This window comes from Halioglobus sp. Uisw_031, assembly GCF_047729875.1.
Taxonomy (GTDB): domain Bacteria; phylum Pseudomonadota; class Gammaproteobacteria; order Pseudomonadales; family Halieaceae; genus Marimicrobium.
In genome coordinates, this window is record NZ_CP159826.1 from 672,771 (window position 1) to 698,284 (window position 25,514).

A 25,514-nucleotide genomic window follows, 5' to 3' on the forward strand; every position below is an offset into this window, starting at 1 on the left:
TACGTATTGCCTTGGCTGTTATTACAAAATAGCGGGTTGGCGTTTAATCCGCAGACAGGCCAGGAATAGGCATCACCCGCTGTTGGTTTTTAACAGCAGTTGCTTAAATACGACCGCGTTGTGATCACTGGCATCACGTTCTGGCTCTTTCATTAGTTCCACATCAGGAAAGCGCTTGAACAGTTCCGAAATTGTTAGGTAGAGCTGGCGCTTGGCCAGGGCCGCACCGATACAGAAGCGGGGCCCGTAGCCGAATAGCACATCCGGATCGAACACCCGCTCCACATCAAATTTTTCAGGATTTTCGTAGTAGTCTGGATTGTAATCCTTCAGGTGCGGCATCATCAGTACCATCACCCCTTTGCGCAACTGCTGGCCCATAAACTCCATGTCTTGCGGTGCATAACGCGCGAAACCCATTTTGGAGGAGAGACCCCAGCGATTGACCTCGCAGAACGCGTTAGCGAAACTGTCCGGCGTTGCAAGCGCTTTTGCGATCTGGTCCCGATCGTTTTTAAGTAGGGCATAAACCGTCCACTGCTGGGCTACCAGAGTAGTATCTGCACCCGCGCCGATTAGAGCGAGAACAAGTGTGATGATGTCACCTTCCTCAAAACCTTCGTTCTCCGCTTCGATACGCAGCAGCGTACTGAGAAAATCATCTTGTACTGGCGCAGAGCGTCGCTCGTCGATAATTTTCTTGATAATGTCGATAGCTCGGTTGCTGTCCTGACGGGCACTTTCGCGTTGCTCATCGGAGATGGTGGGGTTCCACGTCTCGGTGAAGGTGACGATCACTTGCTTGATTTCCGGCCAGTATTTTTCAGGTATTCCCACCATGCGCGTGATGGATATAAAAGGTATGTGGAAGGCGATTTTTTCGTTATAGTCGAAAACATCGGGCTCACCCAGTTCATCGAAAAGTTTTTTGATCTCGGGTTCAATTTTAGCTTGGATTTTGTCTACAACATTGCGAGAGAAAGCTGGAGCGGTGACGCGTCGCACTAGGCGATGATGGTCGGGGTCCGCAAGCAGGCTGTGTCCGATCAGGGCGCGCTCGAAGTTACTCCACTCGTCTTCAGGCGGCCTGCTTGGGGCGAACTCCCAATCATAAAAGTCAGAGGATAAAGGCTCTGTCTTCCAGCATGCCATGATGTCGTCCAGGCGGGTAATGATCCAGGCCTGCCAGGGCTCATACCAAACAAGTCGTCCGCGCTTCGCCAATTCTAGGCACTGCGTAATCGGATTTTCCATGTATTCTTGCGAATTAGGATTAAAAATATCTTCGATGGGCGGCAGGTTCTCGGCAGATGCGACCATGCTTGTCTCCTCATTGCAGGTGCGAGAGTTCACTATCCTGCGTGGCTAATGTATTGCTTGAGTGAATATTATCAAGTTATTTAAAAGTATACATCTGTATACCTTTCGGTTGTACTATTACTCGCGTTTGTTTGAATTTGAATTCAGATGAGAAAAATGGGGGCCAAACTGAGGTCCGAGAATGTATTTCAAGAAAATGGATATCGACGTCGATGGACCTCATAGTTTTTGATCTGGATGGCACCTTGTTAAATAAGAAATCGCAGGTGTCCGAGCATACACGCGATACTCTGCGGCAGCTACGCGAGCGCGATATTGCTTATACGGTTGCCACCGGGCGCACATTACAGTCTGCGCGGAATTTGTTGGATGGCCAGGGCTTCACACTGCCGCATATTTATAAAAATGGGGTGCTGATCTGGCGCCCCGAAAGTGATCTTTACAGTCACAGTAACTTGTTAACGCGTTCTGAAATTGGAACTATTTTAGAGGCCTTTCTAGCCGTCGCGGTAACGCCTTTTATTTTTACGGTAGAGCCGAGTAATCGCCACGTCGTGTATCATCTGCCAATGCAGAACGATACAGAGCGACGGCTCGCCAAGATCTTCAGTCAAGACCGAGGTATAGAAATCCTTCCAGTCACTGAAATGCCCTCTGGCGCCGAAATAACCAACATCAGCGCATTGGGCGCCCGCGAGGCAATTGAGTCTGTCGCTGATCTGGTTCAAACTCAAGAGCACTTGATGGCCTATGCCGGCACTGCAATTGAAGGCGAGAGCCTTTACTGGATAGATATTCATCACAGTGCTGCCAGCAAGGGAGGGGCGGTTTCTAAGCTGAAGCAGGATCTTGGTGTTAGTCGGGTAATTTGTTTTGGCGATAGCGACAATGATCTCAGTATGTTCGCGATGGCAGATGAGAGTTATGCGCCGAGTAATGCAAAAGATGAGGTCCGGGCCGTCGCCACGGCGGTTATCGGGCACCACAATGAAGATGGCATCTCACGGTTTTTGCGCGAACGTTTCGATTTGGCAATGCATTAATGAGACTCAATAAGTCCATGGCATGGAGTAGATGCTTGTTATGACTCAGGATAACCTTCATTAATGCGATTGCTGCTCATAGCGCTTGCCCCGTTGTTTCTCTGTGCCTGTGGTGGTTATGAGTTAAAAAATCTGGCCAAGTCGGATATCGACCTCGTCACAGACCAATTCATCATCAAAACACGAGAAGACGTTAGTGAATTGGCGGTTATGTTGTACAAGCGCAACCCTGAACAGTTAGCTAAAAACCCTGGCATGACCATTGAAGGCCGCCTCGCCCAGCTCAAAGTCCGTCGATACAAGTTGCAGTTTCTGGAGCTGGAATATAACCAGGGCATCGATGCCATGAATCTGGCCTTTAATCCTTCTTTTACCGGCGATCGCGTCTTTGCTCTGACCGTCGGCCTGGGAAGTATGTTGCGGCAGGCTTATGCCTACCAGCCTGAGATGTTTCTGCCTGATCAACTTGACGCACAAGTATTGTTAACCAGTGCCCAGAACGTAGAGATGTTGGTGTGGAAACTAAAAAATGCTCGCAAGCCTAATGGCGAACACTACATAATTACTTATGAGAAATGGGGCGTGGTAGACAACCTAAGCTTTGAGCGTCTGTTCGGTGAGATCATTGTGCTGCAGGAGATGATGGCAGGTATCGTCGGTGATTCAGATAACCGCACAGTGACCGGTGCCGTGTACGCAGTGTCGAAGGTTTTTATCCCGCTCCCAATTTAGGCTTTGATTTTTATTTGGGTGGTGGCGGGACTAGTGACGCGGCTATCTTCTTTGCCAATTCTTCTAGCAGCGCTGTCTCAGCGTCGACCATGGCACTATACCCGTCTGCCCTCAAAGCGCGTGATTTCGAGAAGCGATTGAGATCGACCACCTCGTCGTTACGAACCAGCCACCAGTAGGCCACAATTTGCGCCCTACCATCGAGTGTTCCGTCGAGCTTATCGATACGGATATTAACCACGGTAGCATCTTTACTGAGGTTTGCCGGCATCAGTTCCTGGCCATTGGCTTTTGCAATGTCTGCGGTAAGGAGAGAGCGCACGCCATCATAGATGGGCTCGGCCCAGAGATGGTTGACTGCTGGGCGGATTTGGCTGTCAGCCATGTCTATCACTAGTCCGAGCTGGTTTAGGTAGGGCGCAATTTCTATTGTACCCAGGGCAAAGTCTACAGATGGACTGAGCTTGCTAGACGGTAAATCTTGATTTGACCGCAATAGGTAATAGCTAGGCTCAACAGCCTGGCTTGCACAGCCGGACAACAGCACCAACAATAATAAACTCGCGACTTTCATTGTTCGCTTACCTCTGGAATAGGATCGACCTCTGGACTGGAGGGGAATATTACAGCGCTGGGCTGCCTCGATAATTTACCTGTTAAGGATTCCAAGTTGGCCAAAGTACGGCTCAGCGACAGCAGGCTCGAATTAAGGGTTTGAGAGGCATCCGAGTTCGGAGATAGACTGTTTATTAGGTCTCTGAGTTCCTGCACTGTTTGGTCTAGATGCGTCGGCAGTTGCTGCGTGCTCTGATTATCTAAAATGGACTCCAGGCTTTCTAGGTTCTGGTTGAGACTCGCTACAGTGTCTGCTAATGGGAGCGCATCGATGGTGTTCAGGATGGACGTCACTTTTTCCTCGATTTGCGCCAGTCCGGTCTCAATAGTTGGAATGGTGGTGTATTGCATGAAGGTTCCGAGCGTGGCTTTTTCAGCAGTAGGGTAGTAATCAAGATTAATATATTGTGCTCCTGTGAGTAGGTTACCCCTTTCCATGGACCCCCGGAGCCCATTTCCCACCCCTAATCTGATGGTTTCCTCGACGACTACGAGCGAAGCCTCGGTATCAGATAGTTCCATACGGCCGGGCTCGACATACACTAAAACGGGTATAGGAGCGCCTTCGCCTTCCTGTCCCGCTTCAATTTGCTCCAACTGGCCTTCTTTAAATAGCACCCGTACGACGTTGCCTACCCTAATGCCACGGTATTCAACCGGCGCTCCGGGGCTTAGCCCTTTGACAGAGTGGGTAAAAGAAACTACGTAGTAGGCTCCATAACGGAAAGGGTTTTCCAGTATGTCCTTGTAAGACTTGTATAACTCGAATGTAGAATTTTTCGTTACTTTACTGCCATCTTTGATGCCCGTCGGCACACCGAAGGTCACGCCGCCGAATAATATAGTGTCTATCGAACCGGTTTGAACCTTGAAGCCAGTCGCGCCTGTGCTCACGGATATGCCACTAACATCCCAGAAGCGGACACTGCTATTCACCAGTTCATGGTACGGGGCATCGATGAATATCTGATAGTGTACGAGCTTATCGTCGGGATTGAATGTCATGGTTTCAACCCGTCCAACCTTATAACCTTTGTAGAGTACTGTATCGCCAGCGGTAACAGAAGATGCGTGATTGCTGGTCAGTTTCAGCCGCAGCCCGGGTGCATCTGCAGGGGTTAGCGGAGGCTGGTCCAATCCCACAAATTTTCTTTCTTCCGTTTTGCTCGAGCCAGGTGCCAGCTCGATATAGGCGCCAGACAGAAGCGTATTTAGGCCGGTGATGTTACCCAGCCCTACCCGGGCAGTGACAACCCAAAATCCAGTGTCTTTGATGAGTAGCGGCACTGCTTGGCGGTTCATTTTAACTTTAGCGATAACGCCATCGAGATGGTCGTTCAGGCGCACCTCATTGACCAGACCCATATCGACGCTGCGATACTTTATCTTGGTTTTTCCTTCCTCCAAACCGTCGGCCGTTTTGAAGGCAATCTCGATGTTCGGGCCTTGGGTCATCCAGTTGTGTAAAACCATATAGGCACCCAGTACAAGCGCGAGCAAAGGAATAAACCAGATGCCGGAAATTTTGCGACTCTTGCTGACTTTAGCGTGTTCAGTTGGCACTATTTTTTTCTTCCATATTGTCCCAAATGAGACGGGAATCGAAGTTTTCGGCCGCGATCATAGTAATGATAACGACGCCGGCGAATAACAGGGCTGCGATACCGGGCTTAATTGTCAGTATTCCACCAAGCTGCACGAGCGCAACCAGTATGGTCACCACGAAGATATCGACCATGGACCACTTTCCCACAAACTCTGTTATACGGTAGAGGGTTGAGCGCTTTCGCAGGTCTAGGGACGACTGCTGTTGCACAGACCAGACAAGGTAAAACATGGCCATTAATTTCGCTGACGGAACCATCACGCTGAAGATAAAAATGACCAGCGCGACCGGCGCCGAACCCAAGTTAATCAGTAGCACTACGCCCCCCATTATTGTGGTGCCTTCGGCAGAGCTGAGGGAATCAGTATACATAACGGGGTAGAGATTGGCTGGGATATAAAGCAGGCAAGCGGTGATGAGCAGTGCCAGAGTGCGCTGGATGCTGTCGTTCTTCCGCAGATGCATTGCGGAACCGCAGCGAGGGCAATGATGCACGTCTGCAGGGGCCAATTTTAGGCACATATGACACGCTGCGAGGTTGCTTTGTGCTGCTGTTGCAGGCAAAGCACTCACTGCGCTTTTAGCGCTTCAATGCGCTCCCAGCACTGGTAACGGTCGAGGCTGGACACTGCTAGCGTAAAGCAGACGGTAAATGCGGCATAAGCCCAGAAGGAAATACCAATCACTACGGTCGCCATCGCGGCAATTTTCACCAGGGCGACAATGACGGCAATGATAAACACTTCTACCATGGACCACTGCTGGCCTAAAAAAATGCCTTTCGCTAGCGGCACTAACCATGAATGATAACGGCCTTGGTTGATGAGAATGCACAGCGCTGCCATCATCGCCAGCACGGTCGCTGGGATAACGATAATAAATGCGGCGACGAGTGCGCCAACTTCTGGCATGCCGTAAGACCATAGCGCGGCGGGAGTCTGCAACAGCGTGATGTTACTTTCTACGCCACTTCTGGACAGAGAAAGAAAGGAGTAGCTGCTGGCGAAAACGAGAAACATCAGGCCGGCGCTAGAGTAGGCAAGTACACGGTGGTTGGCGTCATCGTAGCATCGGGTCAAAAAACATCCACAGCGCGGGCAGGATGCGCTTTCGCCGTGTTTCGTAGCCGCTACGCTCACCAGCAGGTCACAGCTTTGACAGGCAATGTCGCTCCCCATGATTAGTGAGGGAGCCCTTCTGTAGCGTGGACATCAGGGTTGTAGCCTTTTTCCATCTCGCCAATGGTCTGCTGTAACTGCTCGGGGGACTCTGCTCTGATGCGCGCCGCCTCGGCCATGAGCTGGTCTTCGGATTCACTGTCTATACTGGGTCCTCTCACCTGTTCGGCATAGGTTTGCCCATTGGCATCGAGGCAGGGGTCAAGTCCACCACCCTCTCCGCAGACACGGACCACACCGCCGTCATAAGTCACCCGCTCTCCTACTACATTGCCCACAGATTGTGCTAGGGCACCTGCCATGGGCAGGCAAAGTAACAGCGTCAGAGCGGCGCTAAATCGAGGTAGTGATGTCATAGTTGGCTTCCTGGGCTTTTAACCGGTTTTGTCGCTTTCGGGAAATAATGGCAATGCGGTCATGATATTACTCGGTCTGCAGGGACATTCAAGCCCGAGCGCTTGGCCGAAAGCGGCAGGGTATCCTAATAATGTGTTTTTCAGGGCGATTATACTGGCGGCGTGTACCAGATGGGTGAGCTCCATGCGCGCTCCTGAATAACTTTCTGGTGTTCTGGCGCACAGCAGTTTTCCATACCTTGAGGAATGCTCCCTGGATCGTCGCAGCGCACGCCGGCATTGGCACAGATGCGCTGACTCCAGCGACAGCTGGGATTTTCCAACACGCGGGTATAATAAAAAGCCTGTGCAGAGGAATTAAAGTCGTTATCCTGCCACACGCTGCAAAGTTGACTATGACCGCTGCCGTTGGGCTCGCAAGTATTGATATCTACGCTGGCATTGTTGTCCCCGCCGGCGACACCGAGTACTTTCTCGTGCAGTTCGCCATTCTCATGCCAGCCTTTAACGAGCTGGATGCGTTGCAGCGGACTGCCTGGGTATTCAGGGGTGCCATTGTCCATGCTGGCAGAGACGAGAAAGCGAGGAGACGCGTTGGCGACGGCGGCAGGGGGCAGATCTCCACCCATGGGCACTCCCCCCGCATAACCTTGAGTGACCATATCATCCATCTCACAGAGATTTTCGGGATAATTCCAGCCTCCAAAGAACCGCAGTACAGGGCGGGTCCCGCTAGTTGCATAGGCCTCTCGCCGTTGCATGGCGGCGAACAAAGCATCGCGGCTGTTCTCCTCGGCGTACAGCACCGCCAGACCTCCAGGGCCATACTCCAGTTCATCCGGCAGACCTGCGGGCATGCCATCACGAGCACCCATTCCTGCGCCCCCGTGCCCCGGATGATTTTTCTCCATAGTCAGTCCTGGCGCCGCGATATGGGTGTCGGTACTAGAAATCATGCCGAATTTGAAGCTGTTCACACCCAGTTCAGCCTGCTGCTGCAGCCCTTTCTTGAGAGCATAGCGCAGAAAATTAGTCTCAGACGGTGGTGTTGTAACCGGGATTATGTCTTCACCAAGGACGGGACTCAGAAATTCTAGGACGGCGAACTGAGTGTGCCCAGTATTTTTTCCGCCAAAACTGTCATAGCCCAACTTCTCGAAGTTGCAGTACTCGTCTTCTGACCAAACTGGCAGGCGACTGTCACACTCCGAAGAACCCTTGTGCTGCATTACTTCAAAAAGAGTATTCCAGCGAGCCCTGCGAGCGGCTTCCTGAGCAGTGACTGGATCTGCTGGAATGTCGGCGTTGGTAATGCGAGCGGTTTCAAACATCAGTCCGCCTGATATATTGGAGTTGTGTGGTATCACCACCGCGTCACACCCAGGCTTCCCTAAGACACATTCTTCATCTAAATAGTCCCAAAGCTGCACCTGAGAAGGTGTCTCTATCCAACTCATGGCCCGGTTAGGAACGTGCTCGTTGCGAAAAATTACATTGTGATGCAAGTTCTGCCCGGTTCCGCCACTAGCGGTCCATTCGTAACCCACGAAGCTGGTAAAGCTGCAATCGCTGCTTCGGTCATAGGCGTCCTCGGTATCCCTTTGAATGTCCTTCCAAGTGTCAGCGGCTTGAGCAAAACAAATGTCATTATTGTCCCCGCACAGTCCCCAGCGTGTTTTGTATGCCATGCCCAAGGTGGCAAAGGTGAGGAAGGAGAGCCTTGGTATGTTTCGGTGTGCGATGCACACGGGGTGCCAGTAACCCGGTAGACCCTCGGTCGTGCACATGCGCATCTCACCCATGAATTCGGAGTGGTCTGTGACGGCAGTGAAATCTAGCGGACGATCGAGCTGTATGGTGCGTGTTGGTTTGTCGTTCTCGTCATAGGGCTGGATGCCCATTGGGTGACCTTGCGCAAATCGGTAAGCATCAGCCGGTGTGTTGCGTGTGTCCTGGCTGCTGGCATCAAAAGACCAAGAAGTGTGCACGTGCATATCGCCAAAATGTGGCCGCCGCTCGGCGGTGTAACTGGCGCACGGCTCGCGCTCTTCTGTTCGCGAGAACGGAGGGGGCGATGCGCTAATTTCTGCGACCTCGATTGGACGTGGTGCTTCTGCCAAAGCGGATGTCGAAAGGCTTAAGATTGCTGTGAGCTGCAGAGTTTTACGCAGAGGCATTTATTGATTCCTAAGGTAGTTTTGGTGAAAATGGCGCTCGTGCTGGATTCGCGGACATAATCATACGTCCGTCAACCCTTGTTTTCGCAACCATGCCGTGCAGGTTTGTTCTGCTTGTCGCAGCTGTTCATGTTGACCGAGGTAGTAATGAGTAGCGCCAATAATCTCAACAAATTCCTTGTTGTTGTTAGCCACTGCATCAAACAGTCTTTTTGCGTGACTTGGTGTGCAGGCGTCATCGGCGGCGTTGTTAATGACCAGTGTCGGTAGGCTCATGCTAGCAGCATCATCAACACCATTGGCATTGGACTCATCATAACTCCATTGTGACAACCAGCTGCGCAATGTGGTGAAACGGGCGAGTCCGATTGGACTGTTGTTCACGACTTTTGGATCACCGAGAAAACAGGTGTTAGGCCTCCGCTCGTTAGGGTCGATACTGTTGTCTAGCCATACCGGTGCTGCCATTGTGCCGTGAACGGTAAACGCAAATTCTTCATTGGATTTGCCCTGTGCTCGTAATGCTTCCAACTTCGCTTTAACCCAGGCTGTAATACGTCGATTTCGGGCGATTTGGGCGGCCTGATAACGCTTTTGAAATTCGACACTATAGGGTGGCTGATTGGGGTTGTCCGGATTGTATAGGTCGAGCTCAGGGTCACGGATATCGGGGTTGGTTTCATCCAGAATGGAGGCGTCCATCCATTCGGTCAATGTCAGCGCACGGCTGACATGTGCGGCCAGTAGCATCATGCCGTCCGCAGGAATTAGATTTTCCTCCTGTAAATTCGGCGGATCCCCCGCTGGCGTAGAGACCACTGTGGCGTGCTCGGCCTGGCGCTGATAAAACAAGGCAAGCGAGCCGCCTCCACTCCATCCACCAAGAATGACTTTTTCGTAGCCCAGCCGCTCCTTTGCATCCCTGATGCACTCGCCCATATCCAACGCCACTTTCTCCATGATGAGTGCGGTGTCGTTATTGGGGTAGCGGCTTTGACAATAGATAACATGATGTCCGGCTTTGGCAAGTGCCATCGGCAGCGGTAGATACTCACCGCCGCCAATCGGATGCATAAAAATGATGACGGTTTTTGATTGCGACGCCGCTGGTCGCATTAGGTGGGAGCGCAACACAACATGGTCAACGCCTCCGTAGACGTCCTTGAAGCCGGCAGATTTTTCCTGAAAGAGCATCAGGTATGCTGTTCTTTCGATACCCTTATCAGTATCTACAAACATCAGGTTTTCTTCGAAGGCGATTTTTGCGTGTCGGAGTGCGGAGCGAGCAGTGCGCTGCAGCGCGAATCAATAGCATCGGCGCCAAAAATTTCGATTTTCTTCGCCCGTGTGCGCGCGCTCCATTCTGCAATTTGTTGCCTTGCATTGCTTTTTTCTTCTAAGAGTACGGCATCGTGCTTGGCGGTTTTGTGAGTAATCTCCAAGGCATAGCCGTTCGGGTCAAAGAAGTACACGGATTCAACAAACTCGTGATCGATAGGGCCAAAAATAAAATCTCCGGCAGCACTAATCTTATCTTTCCAGGCCAGCATTGACTCGATATTTTCTGTTTCGAATGCGATGTGGATATCAAAGCTATCCTTGATTTCAAACTGCTCTGGTTTGGCGTGACCCGGTTCATCAAAAAAAGCGATGTAATTGCCATCGCCAAGCTCGAGGAAAAGGTGCAAAAACGGGCGTTGTTTTTCAGTGCCGGGTGAGTTTTCAAGAGACAGTGCCGCCGCCAGTGGTAGGCCTAGGACATCTTCATAAAACCATCGCGTTTGTTCGGCATCGCGGCAGCGCAAGGCTAGATGGTGAATATTCCCCAGTGGTCTAAGCACAGCTGTCTTGTCGGTTACCGTCGAGGATTTTTGCATTAGTCTAGTCTTCTTCAATTATATTTTTGACTATTAACTTCGTATGGTAGCAGCGCATGTGCTGAAAAGCACTCGTGGCTCAACTCACAATATTCAGGCTGCGCTTGTCAGGATAGACTTCTGTGACATGATGTCTAACGCGCGTTGCAACCAGCGGGTAATTTCGACACGATTATCGGGTCAAAGCAATGGGAGTCTATGACATGTGTGCTTCTAAACCATATTGTTCGGAACATGCGGAAATGGCCTATGTCGTTGTATTTGATAATGTATATCGCTTCCAAATAGATTCCCTTTGTGGGTGAGATGGGGTACTACTGAGCGCAAAATAATGGGGGTATGTCTATGCTTAAGTTTGATGGGAATCAAACAGGTCGACTGGTTTCGACACTGTTATCGTTGACTTTTAGCATGAGTTTAGCTGCCAGGGAACGTCCCAATATTGTGTTTATTTTCTCCGATGACCACGCCGTTAGCGCCGTCAGTGCCTACGGTGACAGCTTAGTGGAGACCCCCAATATTGACCGCATTGCAGCGGGCGGTATCCGGTTTGATCGCGCCTATGTCGGAAATGCGATCTGCGGACCTAGTCGAGCGACATTGCTTACCGGCCTGCATAGTCACGCAAACGGATTCTACAGTAATGAATGGTCTGGTCCCTTCGATGGCGAGCAACAAACGCTTTCCAGTCTTTTGCAGGGGGCCGGTTACCAAACTGCGGTTATCGGAAAATGGCATTTGTACAGCGACCCCGTGGGCTTTGATCACTGGGACGTCATCGACAACGTGTTCGAGCAGGGTACCTACTACAACCCAGTATTCAGAACTTCCAATGGTGTGGAAGAGACGACGGGTTACGTCGCGGACTTGGTGACCGATAAAACGATTGCCTGGCTGGGGCAGGCGAAACAAGAAGACAGACCCTTCTTCCTGCTTTACAACCACAAGACGCCACACCGCGATTGGCTGCCGGGGCCGGAGGAACTGCGCGACTGGAATGAGGAAGCGCAGCTCAAGGAGCCCGACTCCCTGTTCCGAAATCTGGATGGCCTGACGCAAGCGCGCAGCGAAGCGCGTATGAGAATAGAAGATTACATGACCGACAACGACGTCAAACTGCGTATGGGTAAGGATCTGACGCCTGAACAAGCTGCGCTATGGCAAAATGCATTTGCCGAGGGCAATCTTCAGTATGAAAAAGCGGATCTGACAGGACAGGACGATCTACGCTGGAAGTACCAACGCTATGTCAAAACCTATGCGGCATCAGTGAAGAGCATGGATCGTCAGATAGGCCGGCTGTTGGATTATCTCGAGGCTAATGGTTTGATGAAAAATACTATCGTCCTGTACAGTTCTGACCAAGGCTTTTTCCTCGGAGAAAACGGCTGGTTCGACAAACGCTGGATGGATGAGGTGTCCTCTCAGGTGCCGCTGCTGATGGAGTGGCGAGGACACATCACGCCCGGCAGCACATCGGATGCTTTGGTACAGAACATCGATTTTGCGCCCACACTGCTGGCCGCTGCGGGTGTAGCACCCAAAACACCAATGCATGGGGTAAGTCTGTTGCCGTTGTTTAAGGACAGCCCCAGGCCCTGGCACCGCGACCTGTACTATCACTTCTACGAAAACCCTGGCTTTCACGGCGTCGCCCGCCACTACGGTGTCCGTACCGAGCGCTATAAGCTGGTTTACTACTACCAGAATGATGAGTGGGAATTATTTGATCTGGTGACCGATCCAGAGGATCAGGTGAATCTCTACGGCAAACAGGGTTACGCTGCTATCACCCAGGATCTGCAGAAGCGCTTGCAGGCCCTGCGGGCCCAGTACCAGGTGCCAGAGATTGACCCCGAGGTGCCGTGGTACCAAGGGCCGGCGATTCGAGCGGTTGAGAAGTTGATGATGTGGTTGTGATGGTGTGACCTGCTATTGCTGGGATTATCTTTGCTCACTGCGCATGATGACGATCTGGCTATCCAGTTGATCGACCTGTATGACCAGTCCATTCTCAAGCTCATTGAAATCAGTCGCCAGCACTAGCGGATGCCGCAGGCGATAGGTTCGCCGTGCGGTCAAGGCGGGAACATTGTTAGCACCCTGGTCGTTGTAGCTGAGATCAAACAGGTACTGGTCGGCATTGAGTTTCCCGGCTATACCCAGGTCGCGGGAATTATCGAGGTGTTGTTGGAAAGTCAGCACCCCCTTCGTTGTTAGCCCGCTGTCATTGGCGGCAGCGTTCGGGTCGACAATGTAGCGTACCATCAGTGCGATGGCACCACGGCTTAGCTGTGGGTGGGGCGACATGACGCGCACTCCCCACGCGCCTGCGCGCTGAGATGGATGCCTGGCTGGCAAGGGCTGGGGACTGGAGCGCGGAGTCAGAATCCGCTATGGTCGCTAGGCTCGAGCCGAGCGGCGAGCGGCAGGTGACGCCCGCACCGACTCTCTCTTTGGAGGAGGGGGCGCTGGTGATTACGCCGTCCGCGGCTGGACATTCGCTGGAATACCGCGTTGGAGGTGGCCGATGGCAACTCTATACGGAGCCCGCCAGCGTCAACAACAATAATGGAATAGAAGCTAGGGCAGTGCGCTATGGCTGGGAGGAGAGTGAGAGTGTCAGTGGTTTCTAATTCAGGCAGACGTAAGCGGGTTCAAACTGGACGACAGTTTTTTATCATTGGCACGTTATTCAGCGTTTTGGCGTTGTTCGCGGTGCCCACGGCGGCTGAGTCTGAGCGCGTACCATGCGCAACGCAGGCGCCTCAGAAACGAGCTTTCTTTGGGGATTTGCATGTGCACACGCGTTACTCGCTGGATGCTAGCACCCAGGGAACACGCACCACCCCAGCACAGGCCTATCAGTTTGCGCGTGGCGAGCGTATCGGCATACAACCGTGGACGCCGGACGGTAAGGCCGAGCGCTCGCTGCAACTATCCAGTCCGCTAGATTTCGCCATGGTGTCGGATCATGCGGAATTGATTGGTGAGGTTTATATGTGTAACACGCCGGAGTTTGAAGGTTACAACTCCTGGCAGTGCCTCGTCTATCGTCACTGGTCGCGTGGGGCATTCTATTTGTTCAATTATATGGCAACGATTGAGCAATCGCATCTGGGCCAGTGCGGCGATGACGCTGCATTGTGCCTACGTGCGGCATTGCAACCCTGGCAGGCAACGCAACAGGCAGCTGAGGACTTTTACGATCGCAGCGCAGATTGCGAGTTCACCACGTTTGTAGGATACGAATGGACCGGTATGGATTCGTCCAACGGCGGCAATCTGCACCGTAATGTCGTGTTTCGCAACGCGGAGGTCCCGCGGCTTCCCGCCAGTTTTATCGACGAGCCTGCGGCACATTTGCTGTGGGCTTCCCTGCGAGATAATTGTAACGACTCAGGGAGCGGCTGTGATTCCCTCGTGATCCCTCATAATTCCAATTACAGTGCCGGCTCGATGTTTACTGGCCTGATGGATGACGGGGCGCCAATGACTGAAGAGTATGCGGCCTCGCGTGCGCGCTTTGAGCCGCTGGTAGAGATCATGCAGCACAAGGGCGCGTCTGAATGTTACTTCGAGATGGGTGTCACGGAGGATGAACTGTGCGCGTTCGAGCAGTTACCCAAGGATAATATTGCCGGTTTCAATGACCCGCCCACGCCGAACACCGGTTTTGTGCGCAAAGTGCTGGTCGATGGCTTGGTGATCGAAAACGAACTGGGTGTAAACCCCTACCAGTTTGGCGTGATTGCCAGCACAGATACGCACCTGGGTACGCCCGGTGCAGCGCGTGAAGATCTGTTCTTGGGTCACGGTGGTGCCGGTGTGTCTGCAGAAAAGGAAATTCCACTTGGTCTGCCTGATGAGTTGATTTACAACCCGGGTGGGCTCGCTGTTTTGTGGGCGCATGAAAATAGCCGCGAGGCGCTATTTGATGCAATGCGCCGGCGCGAAGCCTATGGCACCAGCGGCCCGCGTATTATTAGCCGATTCTTCGCCGGCTGGGATTTTCCGGCGAACCTGTGCGAGGCCCCCAATCGTATTGAACGCGCCTATGCCGACGGTGTTCCCATGGGCTCAATATTGCCTAATGAACGGGGCGCACACACGCGACCTACCTTCCTTGTCACGGCCAGTCAGGATGCCGGAACGCCGACTACTCCGGGCACACCTTTGCAGCGCTTGCAGGTGATCAAGGGCTGGGTGGATGCAAGCGGTCAGCGCCACGAGCGCGTCGTGGATGTAGCCGGTAATGCCGACAACGGTGCTGCGGTCGACCTGCAGTCCTGCGCCGCCAGCGGCAGCGGTTTTGCTGACCTGTGCACGGTATGGGTCGATAAGGATTTTGATCCCAGTGAGCGCGCTTACTATTACTCGCGCGCGGTAGAGAATCCAACCTGTCGCTGGAGCCAGCGGATGTGCGCCGCGGCGGGTGTGAACTGTGCGCGGCCCGAGACTATCAGTGATGGCTATGAAGGCTGTTGTGTCGCGGAACACCGCCCTATTGTGCAGGAACGGGCATGGTCTTCTCCGGTTTGGTATAGCCCTGCCTCGGCACCCGATTCTGGCGCATTAGGGGTTAGCGCGTCCCGAGTAAATGGGTCGTCTAATTGAACCAGCAATAGGCATTTACAGAACTGTCGATGTCACACTGCTGAGTCGCGCTATAATTTGGTCGACATTTTAATAATAGGGAGATATCAACGTGTCTAACTCAGCAAAAGTAATATTGATTACCGGAGGTGGTAGCGGCATGGGCCGTGAAGCCGCGAGACGTTTTGCTGCGGAAGGGGCCACAGTCGCATTGTTCGATGTCAATGCCGCCGGAATGGCTGAAACAGTGGGGACATTTGACAGTATTCACAGCTGGACCGTGGACATGACCGATTTTGCCGCCGTCTGCGCCGCAGTGCGAGACGTTGAAGAAAAGCATGGGCCCATTGATCGGTTATATAACTGCGCAGCAATTATGCCATTTGGCAAACTGGTAGAGCAGGACAACGCCATTATTCACAAACAGATGGCGATTAACTACGGTGGCCTGGTTAACATTACACAAGCGGTATTGCCGGGAATGCTGGAACGAGGCCACGGTGATTTTGTGAGTTTCGCCTCCATGGCGGGTATTATTCCAATGTTGTTAACCGGCGCTTATACGGCAACGAAGTTTGCGGTGCGCGCCTTTACGGAGACCCTGTACCACGAGAACCTCAACTCTGGCATTCGTTTTGCCTGTGTGTGTCCTCCGGCAGTTGCCACGCCATTACTGCAGCAGGGACGCGATTCCGCTTGGCCAAAGATGCTAGAAGAGCAATCAGAACCCATAGCCCCCAAAGTCGTTATCGATGCCATTGAGAGCTGCCTCAAAAAAGGTAAGTTTTTTGTCTATCCGACTCGCGATGCCAAGATTGGAGCAATCATGCGTCGACTGCTCCCCGGGCTTATCTGGAAGCAGATACATCAGGTCGAAGGTTTTTAGTCTGAGTCAGACGGCTCGTTCACTATAGACTGTGCCCGCATATGCCTCCTAGAAATCAACGATCGTCGTTATGAAAAAAATTATTGTTCTCTTGTTGTTAGTCGCCGTGGGAGCCGGTTGTTACTTCCTGGTATTTCTAAAGCCCGCCGCGCTGGAAGCTCAACTGGGAGAGAATTACCGTATCGACGATTTTGAGTGGTTTTGGCTGAAGGAAAATGGCAGCGAGCCGCTGTTTTATGAAACGCTGGACAATAAACCTGCGCCAGTATTGTCACCGCAAGAGTCACTGTCGGCCTTTAGTATTGCTCCGGGCTTTGAGGTTGAACTGGTCGCTGCAGAGCCGCTGGTAGAGGAACCGGTGGCGATGGCTTGGGATGAGTACGGCCGTCTTTACGTGGTCGAGATGCGAAGTTATATGCTCGATGCCTATGGTGCTGGTGGCGATCTACCGGTAGGTCGCGTGGTGCGGTTGGAGGATACCAATGGTGATGGGCGCATGGATACTAGCGAGATTTTTCTTGGCGGGTTGGTCAATCCGCGCGCGGTGGCAGTGGTGAATGAGGGCATCCTAATTGGCGAGCCGCCTAATCTATGGCTCTGCGAACTGCCCACCCGCAGTGCCCTCTGTGAGAAAAAACGCAGTATTGGAAGTTATGCGGATGACGTTGAAACAGCGAATGTAGAGCATATGGAAAACGGCCTGATGCAGGGGCTGGATAACTGGTTTTACAATTCTAAATCGTCGCGTAGTGTGCGCATCGAAGCCGGTGAATTGCTAGAGCGCGAAGGTTTTTTCCGTGGGCAGTGGGGTATCACCAAGGATGACTTTGGCCGCCTGCTGTACAACCACAATTCCACCTGGTTGCAGGCAGATTTTTTTGCGGCTGAAGATATTGTGCAGCCGCATGAGCAGACTTACCCCGAGGGACTGGGTGTGAATCTGACGAATCCCGCGAATGTCTATTCCGTGCGCGTTAACCCGGGCGTCAATCGTGCCTACCTGCCTGGCACTTTGCGAGAGGATGGACGTCTCAACGAGGCCACCGGGGTTAGCGGCCTTGTATCTTATCGTGGTGACCAGTTCCCAAAGGAATATCACGCTGATGTGTTCGTGCCGGAAGTCGCGGGGAACGTCGTTGCTCAGTTTGCGATTAGCGAGGAGGGCATTGCACTGAAGGCTACCCAGCGTCTTTATGACGATGATAAATGGGGCAAGCGAGATTTCTTAGGTTCAACAGATGAACGCTTCCGTCCGGTCGATGCAATGAATGGTCCTGATGGTGCGCTCTACATTATCGACATGTATCGCGGCATCGTGCAGGACGATTACTACATGACCGACGAACTGCGGGAGCAGGTTTTTGCAAGGGAGTTGGAGACACCTGTCGGTATGGGGCGTATCTGGCGTGTTCGACATGCCGGCGGAAAAACGGCGCGACACTTTCCTGATTTTGGCGACGCCAGCGACGCAGAGCTGATCCTCGCGCTGGGCCACCCCAATGGCTGGGTGCGTGACACGGCACAGCGCTTATTGTTGGGTCGCGGCGGCGATCATGCAGTGGCTTTGGCAACGATTGCCTCTAGCGATAATACGGTTGCGGCCTTGCACGCTATCTGGACGTTACACGGCAGGGGTGAATTGCAGCGTAAGTTGGTCATGAAGATTGCGCGCTTGGATGACACACAGCGGCAGATTCAGGCCCTGCGTGCTGGACGGTCGTTGCTGTCTGCTGCTGATCTGGTGACATTGTATGAGGAGCTATCGCCGGATTCTGCTGACGTGTTGTCAATGCAGCTGGCCTTTGCCATGGGAGATCATGCATCTGACGCGAGTGTGCGGCGCGCTCTCGTAACGTTGCTGACGGCTAGCCTTAAAAGTCCCTATATACGACAGGCGGTCGTGCGTGCAGTGGCAGGAGAAGAGCTGTTATTCCTACGTGAGTACCTAGGTTCCGAGCATCTGGGGGCTGTGTCTGAAGCCGCAAGAACCGCCTTGAGCTCACTTGCCAGTGGAGCATACCGCAGTCTACGCGGTGATATTACGTCGGGCGAAAGTGCCAATCCCGCACTGCTAGAATTATTGGCTCTGGCGGAATCTCGCAGCAATGACAACGCCTGGCAACAGATGGCGATGCTTGAGGGCATAAAGAGCGTGGCGGCCAGTACGGACTTTGTTCCTGCCGTTCTGGAGGCGTCGCCTGAGATATTCTCTGACGGTTCCATCAGTGAGCAGGACCCATTGTGGGAAGCTCGTATGAGGGGCCGGGCGGCTTTTACTTGGCCCGGCGATGAACTCGCTCTGGGCATTATGCCATTGAGCCCCGGGCAGTTGGAGGGGATGGCACTTGGAGAGCGTTTCTATTTGCAGTGCGGTACTTGTCACTCTGCCGATGGAGCTGGCATCGCGGGCTTGGCTCCGTCCTTGGTGGGCGCTATCTGGGTAACTGGGCCACCGGAATGGCTGGCGCGGATCATCTTGCAGGGATTGAATGGTCCCGTGGAAGTGAAAGGGGAAATCTGGAATGGCGTCATGCCGGCTCACGGACACCTGTCCGAGCTGAATGATGAAACGCTTGCTGGACTGATGACGTATGTGCGGCGCAGTTGGGGAAATAAAGCAGACCCTGTCAGCGTCACCACTGCTGCAGAGAGTCGCGTGGCTAGTGCCGATCGAACGCTGCCCTGGACGGTGGCGGAACTGCAGTCTGTGCCCTACGATCGCGGTTACGGGTCATTTGAGGGTGCCTACTCCATCAGTTTCGTGACATTTACAGTCATCGAAAAATCCGACGGGTTGCATCTTGAAGTTCCCATGTATGGCGGTGGCCTGATGGAACCGCTAAGTGCGACTACTTTTATGGCTGGCGCCGGCGGGGAGAACGTGAAACTTGAATTTATCGTTGACGAGGATGGTACGGTCAACACGATGTTGATGTATCGCAAGGGCGAGAAAATCCTGATCAAGCGCAAGGAGTGAAGACAGTTGAAGATCGTGTCATGCTAGCATTACACCACACGTCCGCGGTAACTGAGTACGCCTGCCCAAAGCCCGACTAAAAGCAGCCCACCAATTTCTCGAGCCTGTTCTACAGTGTTTGTTTTCATACTGATGGATGTAAAGATGTCTTCAAGAGATACCTGTCCGACAATACTGGGCAGTAGAGTGCCGATCCAGGCCACACTAATGACCGCCAATACGCGCGGTGGCCAGCGCGGCGGTTCTAGGCGAAACTCAACGATGCACATGCCGGCGGCCGCTAAATACCAACAGATCCATAAAATGGCATCGGTATCGTTGTACTGTACCGTAGCGCACAGAAGATAAATGATGAGGAAAATTGCGTTGAGTACGGTAGTTGCCATAGTCGACCAGAGCTCCTTGCAAACACCTTACTATGCGAAGGGAAAGTGTATCGTAGATTCACAATCAAATTTAGGAATGCGGAATAAATAATGCAAGGAAAAGTAACTTTCTTTACCGCTATTTTGCTTATAGCAGGCGGTGCTAGCGCTACTGTTGATCCTATTATGGAGGATGTTCTGATTACAGGGACGTTGTCTCCCCAGCGCGCACTCACTTCGTCAGTGTCGGTACTGGATTCACAGCAGATCAAGGCGCTGAACAAAACCACGGTCGCCGACCTGTTAAAAACGTTACCGGGTCTTTTAGTGGAAGAGCAGGGTGGCCCTGGTGGGCTGACCGCGGTATCCATTCGTGGCGGTGAATCGAATTTTACGCTTGTGCTTGTAGACGGTATAGCAGTAAACGATCCCACCAACTCTCGCGGAGGTGGTTTTGACTTTGCAAATCTTAATCCGAACATGGTCGATAGGATAGAGGTAGTGCGTGGTGCCCAGTCGGCTATTTACGGTTCAGATGCACTAGCGGGTGTTATCAATATTATTACCCGCAAACCGACGCAGGGTCATAATCAGGATGTGTATGTTGAGCTGGGTGAGCACGATTACTCCGAGGTGGGTCTCAGTGCGCTAGGTAGTGTGGGTGATGTCAATTACACATTGGAACTGGCGACGCGCGATGACGGTGAGCCAGTGCCAGGGAGCAGCCGAGAAAATAATAGCGCGCATCTACGCTTAGGGTGGCAGCCTGTTGCAGGTCATGACATCAACCTCGGTTACCGCTACATCGATGGCGATAGAACATCTTATCCTGAGCAGAGCGGTGGGCCGCAATATGCTCTATTTGATGAGCAAGATAAAAGCGACTACACCCAGAAAATTGTCTATCTGGGCTGGGCGGCCCAGATTTCATCCGTATGGCGTAGTGCGGTGACGGCCAATCGCTTTGAGGCCAAAGACCGTTACCAGTCGCCAGGAATTCCGCCGTATTTTGAAGTGCCTCCGAATTCAGCAGATACAGAGTTTACGCGTGATCATTTGCAATGGATTAATTCGCTGCAGTTGGCGCAGGGCTACAGTGTCAACGTGGGCGCAGATTATCGGCATGAAGACGGTCAAAGCGAAGGCTTTATCGAATACTTTGGAGATCTGAATCCTACGGATTTCGACCTGGATCGCGATACCGCTGGTTTCTTTGCGGGCGTCACTGCTAGTCCAACGGATGCGCTGCTGTTACAAGGTAGCCTGCGCTATGACAACCCGGAGGGCTTTGATAGCGAAACGTCATTTCAGGCGGGGGTGCAGTACACCGTCGGTTCGGGTGTTGCGGTCGCTGCAAACTGGGGTGAGGCCTACAAACTGCCCAGTTTTTTTGCCCTTGGCCATGCATTGGTGGGCAACCCAGACCTGAAACCTGAGCAAGGCGAAAGCTGGGATCTCGGTGTGACCTGGGAGGCCGCTGATGTGCTGCGCTTGGCTGCCACCGTATTCCACAATGATTTTCGCGACCTTGTAGATTTCGATGATGAAACCTTTCGCAACGTCAATCGTAGCAATGTGCAGACCCGTGGTGTGGAGTTGCAGGTCGATTGGCAGCCAGTGACAGCATTCAGCTTGCGTAGCCAGGCAACCTATACCGATATCGACGTCAAGAATGAGGATACGGTACTCACAGGTCGTCCTGAATGGACTGCCAGTGCAGTCGCCCAGTGGCACATTACCGAGCAGTTAAATGTTGCGCTGGACTATGTGTATACCGGCCGGCAGTGGGCGGCTTCGCGGCATACCGGTGCAGAGGTGACAGAGGAGCTGAATGACTTCGGTCGGCTGGACTGGGTGCTGCGCTGGCAGCCAGTGGCGGCTTGGCAGGTGCAACTCTCTGCGGACAATCTGCTGAATGAGCATTATGAAACCGCAGTGGGCTTTAACGCCCCGCAGCGGGAATTTCGAATCGGTGTGGTATTTAGTCATTAGGTTATGCACAACGAATACGTCCGGTTAATGTGTAATCTGATACAGACTCCCCGGTCGCCTTCGCCACTAACATTCCCAAAAAAATTATTTCCGTCCCGCGATTGCATCGACAATGCTCTTTATCTACAATCGCACCCCTTCAAACAGGTCAGGTGTCCATCTGTCCTGCGTTGAACAAGGCTGGCGTAGCTCAGTAGGTAGAGCAGCTGATTTGTAATCAGCCGGTCGGGGGTTCGATTCCTCTCGCCAGCTCCATATTGAATGTCCTTTCCAGTGACAGGCTTGGGAGTCTCAGCAGGTTTGCGGTGCTGTATCGCTAAGCTTACTCGTGTTCCGGCAAATGGAATGCCAACTGGGTTAGAGTTTTCGTGTCGATAACACTGGGACGGGGCGGTCGATGAGTAGCAAAAGTCAGTTAAATCTATATTCATCTTTCAGACGCAATTTCCCCGCGCTTGAAACGGTGTTATTGACGACCAATGCGGGCACTTTTTATACCTACGAAGACGCCGAGCATTGCTCCGCGCAGATTGCTAATTACCTGATAGAGATGGGCCTAAAAAGAGGCGATCGCGTTTCGGCGCAGGTGCCAAAGTCGCCTCAGGCCCTGTGGTTATATCTCGCGGTAGTGAGGGCGGGAATGGTATTTCATCCTTTAAATACAGCCTATACCGATGAGGAGCTGCACTTTTTCTTGCAGGATGCTGCACCTGCGATGTTAGTCTGCGACAGTAACCGAAGCGAGGCCTTGCAGGCTTTATGTCAGAGCGTGGGCACACCCTATTTGTGTACGTTGGATGCTGACGGAGGTGGCACGTTGATGCAGGGCGCACAACAGTGCTCGGTCCGGTTTGATACGGCAGCAACAAATGCAGCAGACCTAGCGGCACTGGTTTACTCCTCCGGAACCACGGGGCGACCCAAGGGCATAATGTTGTCCCATGGAAATCTAGTGGAAAATATCTCAGTGCTGGTTGATTACTGGGGTTTTGGTGAGGATGACTGCTTGCTTCATGCGCTACCGATTTTTCATGTGCACGGTTTATTTGTGGCTATTGGCTGTGTCCTGATGAGTGGGAGTAGCCTGCGTTGGTTGCATGAGTTCGACGTCAAAACGGTGATGAAAAACCTGCCATACAGCACCGTTATGATGGGCGTGCCAACCTATTACACGCGTCTACTGGCTGAGCGGGATTTCAATGTCCAACATTGTGTCCGTGTTCGGCTGTTTGTTTCTGGGTCTGCGCCCTTGCTGGCAGATACTTTTGTTGAGTTTGAGCAGCGCACGGGTCACCGCATTCTGGAAAGGTACGGTATGACCGAAACAGGTATGAATACGTCTAACCCGTTGCGTGGGGAGCGGCGAGCTGGAACCGTGGGGTTTCCTCTGCCGGGTGTAGAAGTGCGGATTTGTGGTGCCGACAATAAGATCTTGGAAGGAAAAGTCGTAGGAGGGCTTCAAGTTCGTGGGTCAAATGTCTTTAGTGGTTACTGGAATATGCCGAAAAAAACTGCCGAAGATTTTACCTCGGACGGCTTTTTTATCACTGGTGATCAGGCGTGCATGGACGAGGAGGGCTATATCTCGATTGTCGGACGGTCCAAGGACATGGTCATCAGTGGTGGCCTGAATGTTTATCCAAAAGAGATAGAGCGGCTGATAGACGAATTATCAGGGGTGAAGGAGTCTGCTGTTATCGGGTTGCCGGACACAGATTTTGGAGAAGTCGTTGTGGCGGTAGTAGTATTGGTTAATGATGCCATCCTCTCTGGGGAGCAGGTCCGGGACGCGCTGAAGGCGAGGGTCGCAAACTTCAAGGTGCCAAAAAGAGTCTTTTTTGTTGACGAACTACCCCGTAATGCCATGGGTAAGGTCCAAAAAGAGACCATGCGAAAGGAATATGGCTCGAAAGCGACGTAAGTTGATCATTTTGTTGGGGTCTGTGGTTGACAACGGGGCGGTCGATCAGGACAATATGCCGCCTTTCGGAGGGGTTCCCGAGTGGCCAAAGGGATCAGACTGTAAATCTGACGCGCGAGCTTCGGTGGTTCGAATCCACCCCCCTCCACCATGAATAAAGACTCTGAGGTGGCGTGAGATTTTAGGGGCTAAATAGGGGCGATTGGGACATTGGTGTTCCATGGAAGGCTAAGGTGTGGCCATTTGAGCTAGGGACGTCGGGGCTAGGCCAGCCGAGTGTTTCAAGGTCATTTGATGAAGGGTTTGAGAAGGTGATTGGCGGGTATAGTTCATTGGTAGAACGTCAGCCTTCCAAGCTGAATAGGTGGGTTCGATTCCCACTACCCGCTCCAAAGTTGGGAAGGATGCGCTCATATAGCTCAGTCGGTAGAGCACTTCCTTGGTAAGGAAGAGGTCACCGGTTCGAATCCGGTTATGAGCTCCAGTATTGGCGCAGCTGGTTGTAATTATTGAATTTATTTTTATTTAGGTGGTTCGACCGAAAGGCGATATCCGGTGTTTATAGGAGACTGTTGTAATGTCAAAAGAAGCATTTGAGCGTAGTAAACCCCACGTTAACGTTGGCACCATTGGTCACGTTGACCACGGCAAGACAACACTGACAGCGGCACTGACCAAGGTCTGTGCGGACACCTGGGGTGGACAGGTTGTCGGTTTTGACGGTATTGATAACGCCCCTGAAGAGAAGGCGCGCGGTATCACCATTTCGACGTCTCACGTGGAATACAATTCGCCGGAGCGTCACTATGCTCACGTGGATTGCCCGGGTCACGCTGACTATGTCAAGAACATGATTACTGGTGCGGCGCAGATGGATGGCGCGATTTTGGTGTGTGGAGCGACTGATGGCCCTATGCCACAGACGCGCGAGCACATTTTGCTGTCCCGTCAGGTCGGCGTTCCGTTCATTGTTGTCTTTTTGAACAAGGCTGATTTGCTGGCAGAAGACTGCGGCGGTGCTGAGTCTGAGGAATTTGCTGAGATGAAGGAACTGGTTGAAATGGAGCTACGTGAGCTTCTTGACCAGTATGATTTCCCGGGAGACGACACGCCAATCATCTGTGGTTCTGCGCTGATGGCGTTGAATGGGGAAGATGACCATGAGTTGGGTGTGACTGCGGTCAAGACCTTGGTTGAGACGCTTGATTCGTTCATTCCTGAGCCGGTGCGTGCGATTGAGCAGCCGTTCCTGATGCCGGTAGAGGACGTATTCTCTATTTCAGGCCGTGGTACGGTCGTTACTGGCCGTGTTGAGCGTGGCATTGTGAAGGTGGGTGAGGAGATCGAGATTATCGGTATCCGCGACACTCAAAAGACGACCTGTACGGGTGTTGAGATGTTTCGCAAGCTTCTCGATGAGGGGCGTGCGGGCGAGAATGTGGGTGTATTGCTGCGCGGTACTAAGCGCGAAGATGTCCAGCGTGGTCAGGTGCTGGCGAAGCCGGGTTCTGTCAATCCGCACACGATGTTTGAGGCTGAGGTTTACATTCTCTCTAAGGAAGAGGGAGGCCGTCATACGCCATTCTTTAAGGGTTACCGACCACAGTTTTACTTCCGTACCACGGATGTGACAGGTGCGTGTGAGTTGCCTGAGGGTGTTGAGATGGTAATGCCGGGTGATAACGTTCAGATGGTTGCGACGTTAATGGCACCGATTGCGATGGAAGAAGGTCTTCGTTTTGCGATTCGTGAGGGTGGCCGTACTGTTGGCGCCGGTGTTGTCGCCAAGATTATTGAGTAAACGACTGCCTGGGCAGTCGGGGGGCAGATCTGAAATTTGCCCTCTCCGCAACTAAGCCGAACCGCTTGAATG

The 25,514-nt window shown here is 52.6% G+C and carries 21 protein-coding genes and 4 tRNA genes; 14 read left to right on the top strand and 11 right to left on the bottom strand.

The genetic code is table 11. The annotated features are described in order from the left end of the window. Positions 1–72 precede the first annotated feature (72 nt). Positions 73–1,320 carry a cytochrome P450 gene (locus ABXT62_RS03050; RefSeq protein WP_415357076.1) on the bottom strand — a complete coding sequence of 416 codons (1,248 nt, stop codon included), beginning with the start codon at positions 1,318–1,320 and terminating at the stop codon, positions 73–75. Positions 1,321–1,532: 212 nt separating this feature from the next. Here ABXT62_RS03050 and ABXT62_RS03055 point away from each other — a divergent pair, with 212 nt between their 5' ends. Both ABXT62_RS03055 and ABXT62_RS03060 read left to right on the top strand, forming a co-directional pair. Further along, positions 1,533–2,363 carry an HAD family hydrolase gene (locus tag ABXT62_RS03055; RefSeq protein ID WP_415357077.1) on the top strand — a complete coding sequence of 277 codons (831 nt, stop codon included), beginning with the start codon at positions 1,533–1,535 and terminating at the stop codon, positions 2,361–2,363. 63 nt (positions 2,364–2,426) lie between these two features. Beyond that, positions 2,427–3,095, top strand: coding sequence for a hypothetical protein (locus ABXT62_RS03060; RefSeq protein WP_415357078.1), 669 nt, complete (start codon positions 2,427–2,429; stop codon positions 3,093–3,095). A gap of 10 nt (positions 3,096–3,105) precedes the next feature. Here ABXT62_RS03060 and ABXT62_RS03065 read toward each other — a convergent pair whose 3' ends face one another. The 8 genes from ABXT62_RS03065 to ABXT62_RS03100 all read right to left on the bottom strand — a co-directional run bounded on the left by ABXT62_RS03065 (position 3,106) and on the right by ABXT62_RS03100 (position 10,904). Then, positions 3,106–3,669: a membrane integrity-associated transporter subunit PqiC gene (locus ABXT62_RS03065; RefSeq protein WP_415357079.1), complete on the bottom strand. Its 564-nt coding sequence runs from the start codon at positions 3,667–3,669 to the stop codon at positions 3,106–3,108. Further along, entirely contained in the window at positions 3,666–5,273 is a 1,608-nt protein-coding gene (gene pqiB, locus ABXT62_RS03070; RefSeq protein ID WP_415357080.1) for an intermembrane transport protein PqiB, read from the bottom strand. The genes ABXT62_RS03065 and pqiB overlap by 4 nt, the downstream gene beginning before the upstream one ends. After that, positions 5,263–5,781, bottom strand: coding sequence for a paraquat-inducible protein A (locus tag ABXT62_RS03075; protein WP_415357081.1), 519 nt, complete (start codon positions 5,779–5,781; stop codon positions 5,263–5,265). The genes pqiB and ABXT62_RS03075 overlap by 11 nt, the downstream gene beginning before the upstream one ends. Before the next feature lie 104 nt (positions 5,782–5,885). After that, a complete protein-coding gene (locus ABXT62_RS03080) occupies positions 5,886–6,395 on the bottom strand; it encodes a paraquat-inducible protein A (protein WP_415357082.1) in 510 nt (169 codons plus the stop codon). A 101-nt stretch (positions 6,396–6,496) separates the two neighbouring features. Continuing rightward, a complete protein-coding gene (locus ABXT62_RS03085) occupies positions 6,497–6,850 on the bottom strand; it encodes a hypothetical protein (protein WP_415357083.1) in 354 nt (117 codons plus the stop codon). Positions 6,851–6,999: 149 nt separating this feature from the next. Continuing rightward, a complete protein-coding gene (locus ABXT62_RS03090; RefSeq protein ID WP_415357084.1) occupies positions 7,000–9,027 on the bottom strand; it encodes a DUF3604 domain-containing protein in 2,028 nt (675 codons plus the stop codon). A 60-nt stretch (positions 9,028–9,087) separates the two neighbouring features. Continuing rightward, the gene (locus ABXT62_RS03095; RefSeq protein WP_415357085.1) at positions 9,088–10,266 is read right to left on the bottom strand and encodes an alpha/beta hydrolase; all 1,179 of its coding nucleotides are present in this window, start codon (positions 10,264–10,266) and stop codon (positions 9,088–9,090) included. Continuing rightward, complete coding sequence (locus ABXT62_RS03100) at positions 10,266–10,904, bottom strand: VOC family protein (protein WP_415357086.1); 639 nt, start codon at positions 10,902–10,904, stop codon at positions 10,266–10,268. The genes ABXT62_RS03095 and ABXT62_RS03100 overlap by 1 nt, the downstream gene beginning before the upstream one ends. Positions 10,905–11,249: 345 nt before the next feature. On the opposite strand from ABXT62_RS03100, the gene ABXT62_RS03105 reads away from it, so the two are divergent. After that, positions 11,250–12,824 carry a sulfatase gene (locus ABXT62_RS03105; protein ID WP_415357087.1) on the top strand — a complete coding sequence of 525 codons (1,575 nt, stop codon included), beginning with the start codon at positions 11,250–11,252 and terminating at the stop codon, positions 12,822–12,824. A gap of 24 nt (positions 12,825–12,848) precedes the next feature. On the opposite strand, the gene ABXT62_RS03110 is transcribed toward ABXT62_RS03105, so the two are convergent. Then, positions 12,849–13,214 carry a hypothetical protein gene (locus ABXT62_RS03110; protein ID WP_415357088.1) on the bottom strand — a complete coding sequence of 122 codons (366 nt, stop codon included), beginning with the start codon at positions 13,212–13,214 and terminating at the stop codon, positions 12,849–12,851. A gap of 32 nt (positions 13,215–13,246) precedes the next feature. On the opposite strand from ABXT62_RS03110, the gene ABXT62_RS03115 reads away from it, so the two are divergent. From ABXT62_RS03115 to ABXT62_RS03130, 4 genes are all read left to right on the top strand, one after another. After that, positions 13,247–13,540, top strand: a complete 294-nt coding sequence (locus ABXT62_RS03115; protein ID WP_415357089.1) for a hypothetical protein — start codon at positions 13,247–13,249, stop codon at positions 13,538–13,540. Further along, complete coding sequence (locus ABXT62_RS03120; protein ID WP_415357090.1) at positions 13,524–15,521, top strand: DUF3604 domain-containing protein; 1,998 nt, start codon at positions 13,524–13,526, stop codon at positions 15,519–15,521. The genes ABXT62_RS03115 and ABXT62_RS03120 overlap by 17 nt, the downstream gene beginning before the upstream one ends. Positions 15,522–15,612: 91 nt before the next feature. Then, positions 15,613–16,386 carry an SDR family NAD(P)-dependent oxidoreductase gene (locus ABXT62_RS03125; RefSeq protein WP_415357091.1) on the top strand — a complete coding sequence of 258 codons (774 nt, stop codon included), beginning with the start codon at positions 15,613–15,615 and terminating at the stop codon, positions 16,384–16,386. 70 nt (positions 16,387–16,456) lie between these two features. Continuing rightward, on the top strand, positions 16,457–19,363 hold the full coding sequence (locus ABXT62_RS03130) for a c-type cytochrome (RefSeq protein WP_415357092.1): 2,907 nt from the start codon (positions 16,457–16,459) through the stop codon (positions 19,361–19,363). 29 nt (positions 19,364–19,392) lie between these two features. Here ABXT62_RS03130 and ABXT62_RS03135 read toward each other — a convergent pair whose 3' ends face one another. After that, the gene (locus ABXT62_RS03135; RefSeq protein WP_415357093.1) at positions 19,393–19,749 is read right to left on the bottom strand and encodes a transmembrane 220 family protein; all 357 of its coding nucleotides are present in this window, start codon (positions 19,747–19,749) and stop codon (positions 19,393–19,395) included. A 90-nt stretch (positions 19,750–19,839) separates the two neighbouring features. Here ABXT62_RS03135 and ABXT62_RS03140 point away from each other — a divergent pair, with 90 nt between their 5' ends. The 7 genes from ABXT62_RS03140 to tuf all read left to right on the top strand — a co-directional run bounded on the left by ABXT62_RS03140 (position 19,840) and on the right by tuf (position 25,442). Then, positions 19,840–21,720 (top strand): TonB-dependent receptor plug domain-containing protein, encoded by a 1,881-nt coding sequence (locus ABXT62_RS03140; protein WP_415357094.1) that lies wholly within the window; start codon positions 19,840–19,842, stop codon positions 21,718–21,720. Between the two features lie 179 nt (positions 21,721–21,899). Continuing rightward, positions 21,900–21,975: transfer RNA gene (locus ABXT62_RS03145), tRNA-Thr, on the top strand. A gap of 142 nt (positions 21,976–22,117) precedes the next feature. Next, positions 22,118–23,641 (top strand): AMP-binding protein, encoded by a 1,524-nt coding sequence (locus tag ABXT62_RS03150; protein WP_415357095.1) that lies wholly within the window; start codon positions 22,118–22,120, stop codon positions 23,639–23,641. Between the two features lie 67 nt (positions 23,642–23,708). Then, a tRNA-Tyr gene (locus tag ABXT62_RS03155) sits at positions 23,709–23,792 on the top strand. Between the two features lie 167 nt (positions 23,793–23,959). Beyond that, a tRNA-Gly gene (locus ABXT62_RS03160) sits at positions 23,960–24,033 on the top strand. Between the two features lie 16 nt (positions 24,034–24,049). After that, positions 24,050–24,125 (top strand) — tRNA-Thr (locus ABXT62_RS03165). A 93-nt stretch (positions 24,126–24,218) separates the two neighbouring features. Continuing rightward, positions 24,219–25,442: an elongation factor Tu gene (gene tuf / locus ABXT62_RS03170; RefSeq protein WP_415357096.1), complete on the top strand. Its 1,224-nt coding sequence runs from the start codon at positions 24,219–24,221 to the stop codon at positions 25,440–25,442. The last annotated feature ends 72 nt before the right edge of the window (positions 25,443–25,514 follow it).

Bases quoted from the DNA above. Each gene is read 5' to 3' on its own strand.
- ABXT62_RS03050 (WP_415357076.1), bottom strand. From the start codon at position 1,320: ATGGTCGCATCTGCCGAGAACCTGCCGCCCATCGAAGATATTTTTAAT.
- ABXT62_RS03055 (WP_415357077.1), top strand. From the start codon at position 1,533: ATGGACCTCATAGTTTTTGATCTGGATGGCACCTTGTTAAATAAGAAA.
- ABXT62_RS03060 (WP_415357078.1), top strand. From the start codon at position 2,427: ATGCGATTGCTGCTCATAGCGCTTGCCCCGTTGTTTCTCTGTGCCTGT.
- ABXT62_RS03065 (WP_415357079.1), bottom strand. From the start codon at position 3,669: ATGAAAGTCGCGAGTTTATTATTGTTGGTGCTGTTGTCCGGCTGTGCA.
- ABXT62_RS03075 (WP_415357081.1), bottom strand. From the start codon at position 5,781: ATGCATCTGCGGAAGAACGACAGCATCCAGCGCACTCTGGCACTGCTC.
- ABXT62_RS03085 (WP_415357083.1), bottom strand. From the start codon at position 6,850: ATGACATCACTACCTCGATTTAGCGCCGCTCTGACGCTGTTACTTTGC.
- ABXT62_RS03090 (WP_415357084.1), bottom strand. From the start codon at position 9,027: ATGCCTCTGCGTAAAACTCTGCAGCTCACAGCAATCTTAAGCCTTTCG.
- ABXT62_RS03095 (WP_415357085.1), bottom strand. From the start codon at position 10,266: ATGTTTGTAGATACTGATAAGGGTATCGAAAGAACAGCATACCTGATG.
- ABXT62_RS03100 (WP_415357086.1), bottom strand. From the start codon at position 10,904: ATGCAAAAATCCTCGACGGTAACCGACAAGACAGCTGTGCTTAGACCA.
- ABXT62_RS03105 (WP_415357087.1), top strand. From the start codon at position 11,250: ATGCTTAAGTTTGATGGGAATCAAACAGGTCGACTGGTTTCGACACTG.
- ABXT62_RS03110 (WP_415357088.1), bottom strand. From the start codon at position 13,214: ATGTCGCCCCACCCACAGCTAAGCCGTGGTGCCATCGCACTGATGGTA.
- ABXT62_RS03115 (WP_415357089.1), top strand. From the start codon at position 13,247: ATGGATGCCTGGCTGGCAAGGGCTGGGGACTGGAGCGCGGAGTCAGAA.
- ABXT62_RS03130 (WP_415357092.1), top strand. From the start codon at position 16,457: ATGAAAAAAATTATTGTTCTCTTGTTGTTAGTCGCCGTGGGAGCCGGT.
- ABXT62_RS03135 (WP_415357093.1), bottom strand. From the start codon at position 19,749: ATGGCAACTACCGTACTCAACGCAATTTTCCTCATCATTTATCTTCTG.
- ABXT62_RS03140 (WP_415357094.1), top strand. From the start codon at position 19,840: ATGCAAGGAAAAGTAACTTTCTTTACCGCTATTTTGCTTATAGCAGGC.
- ABXT62_RS03150 (WP_415357095.1), top strand. From the start codon at position 22,118: ATGAGTAGCAAAAGTCAGTTAAATCTATATTCATCTTTCAGACGCAAT.
- tuf (WP_415357096.1), top strand. From the start codon at position 24,219: ATGTCAAAAGAAGCATTTGAGCGTAGTAAACCCCACGTTAACGTTGGC.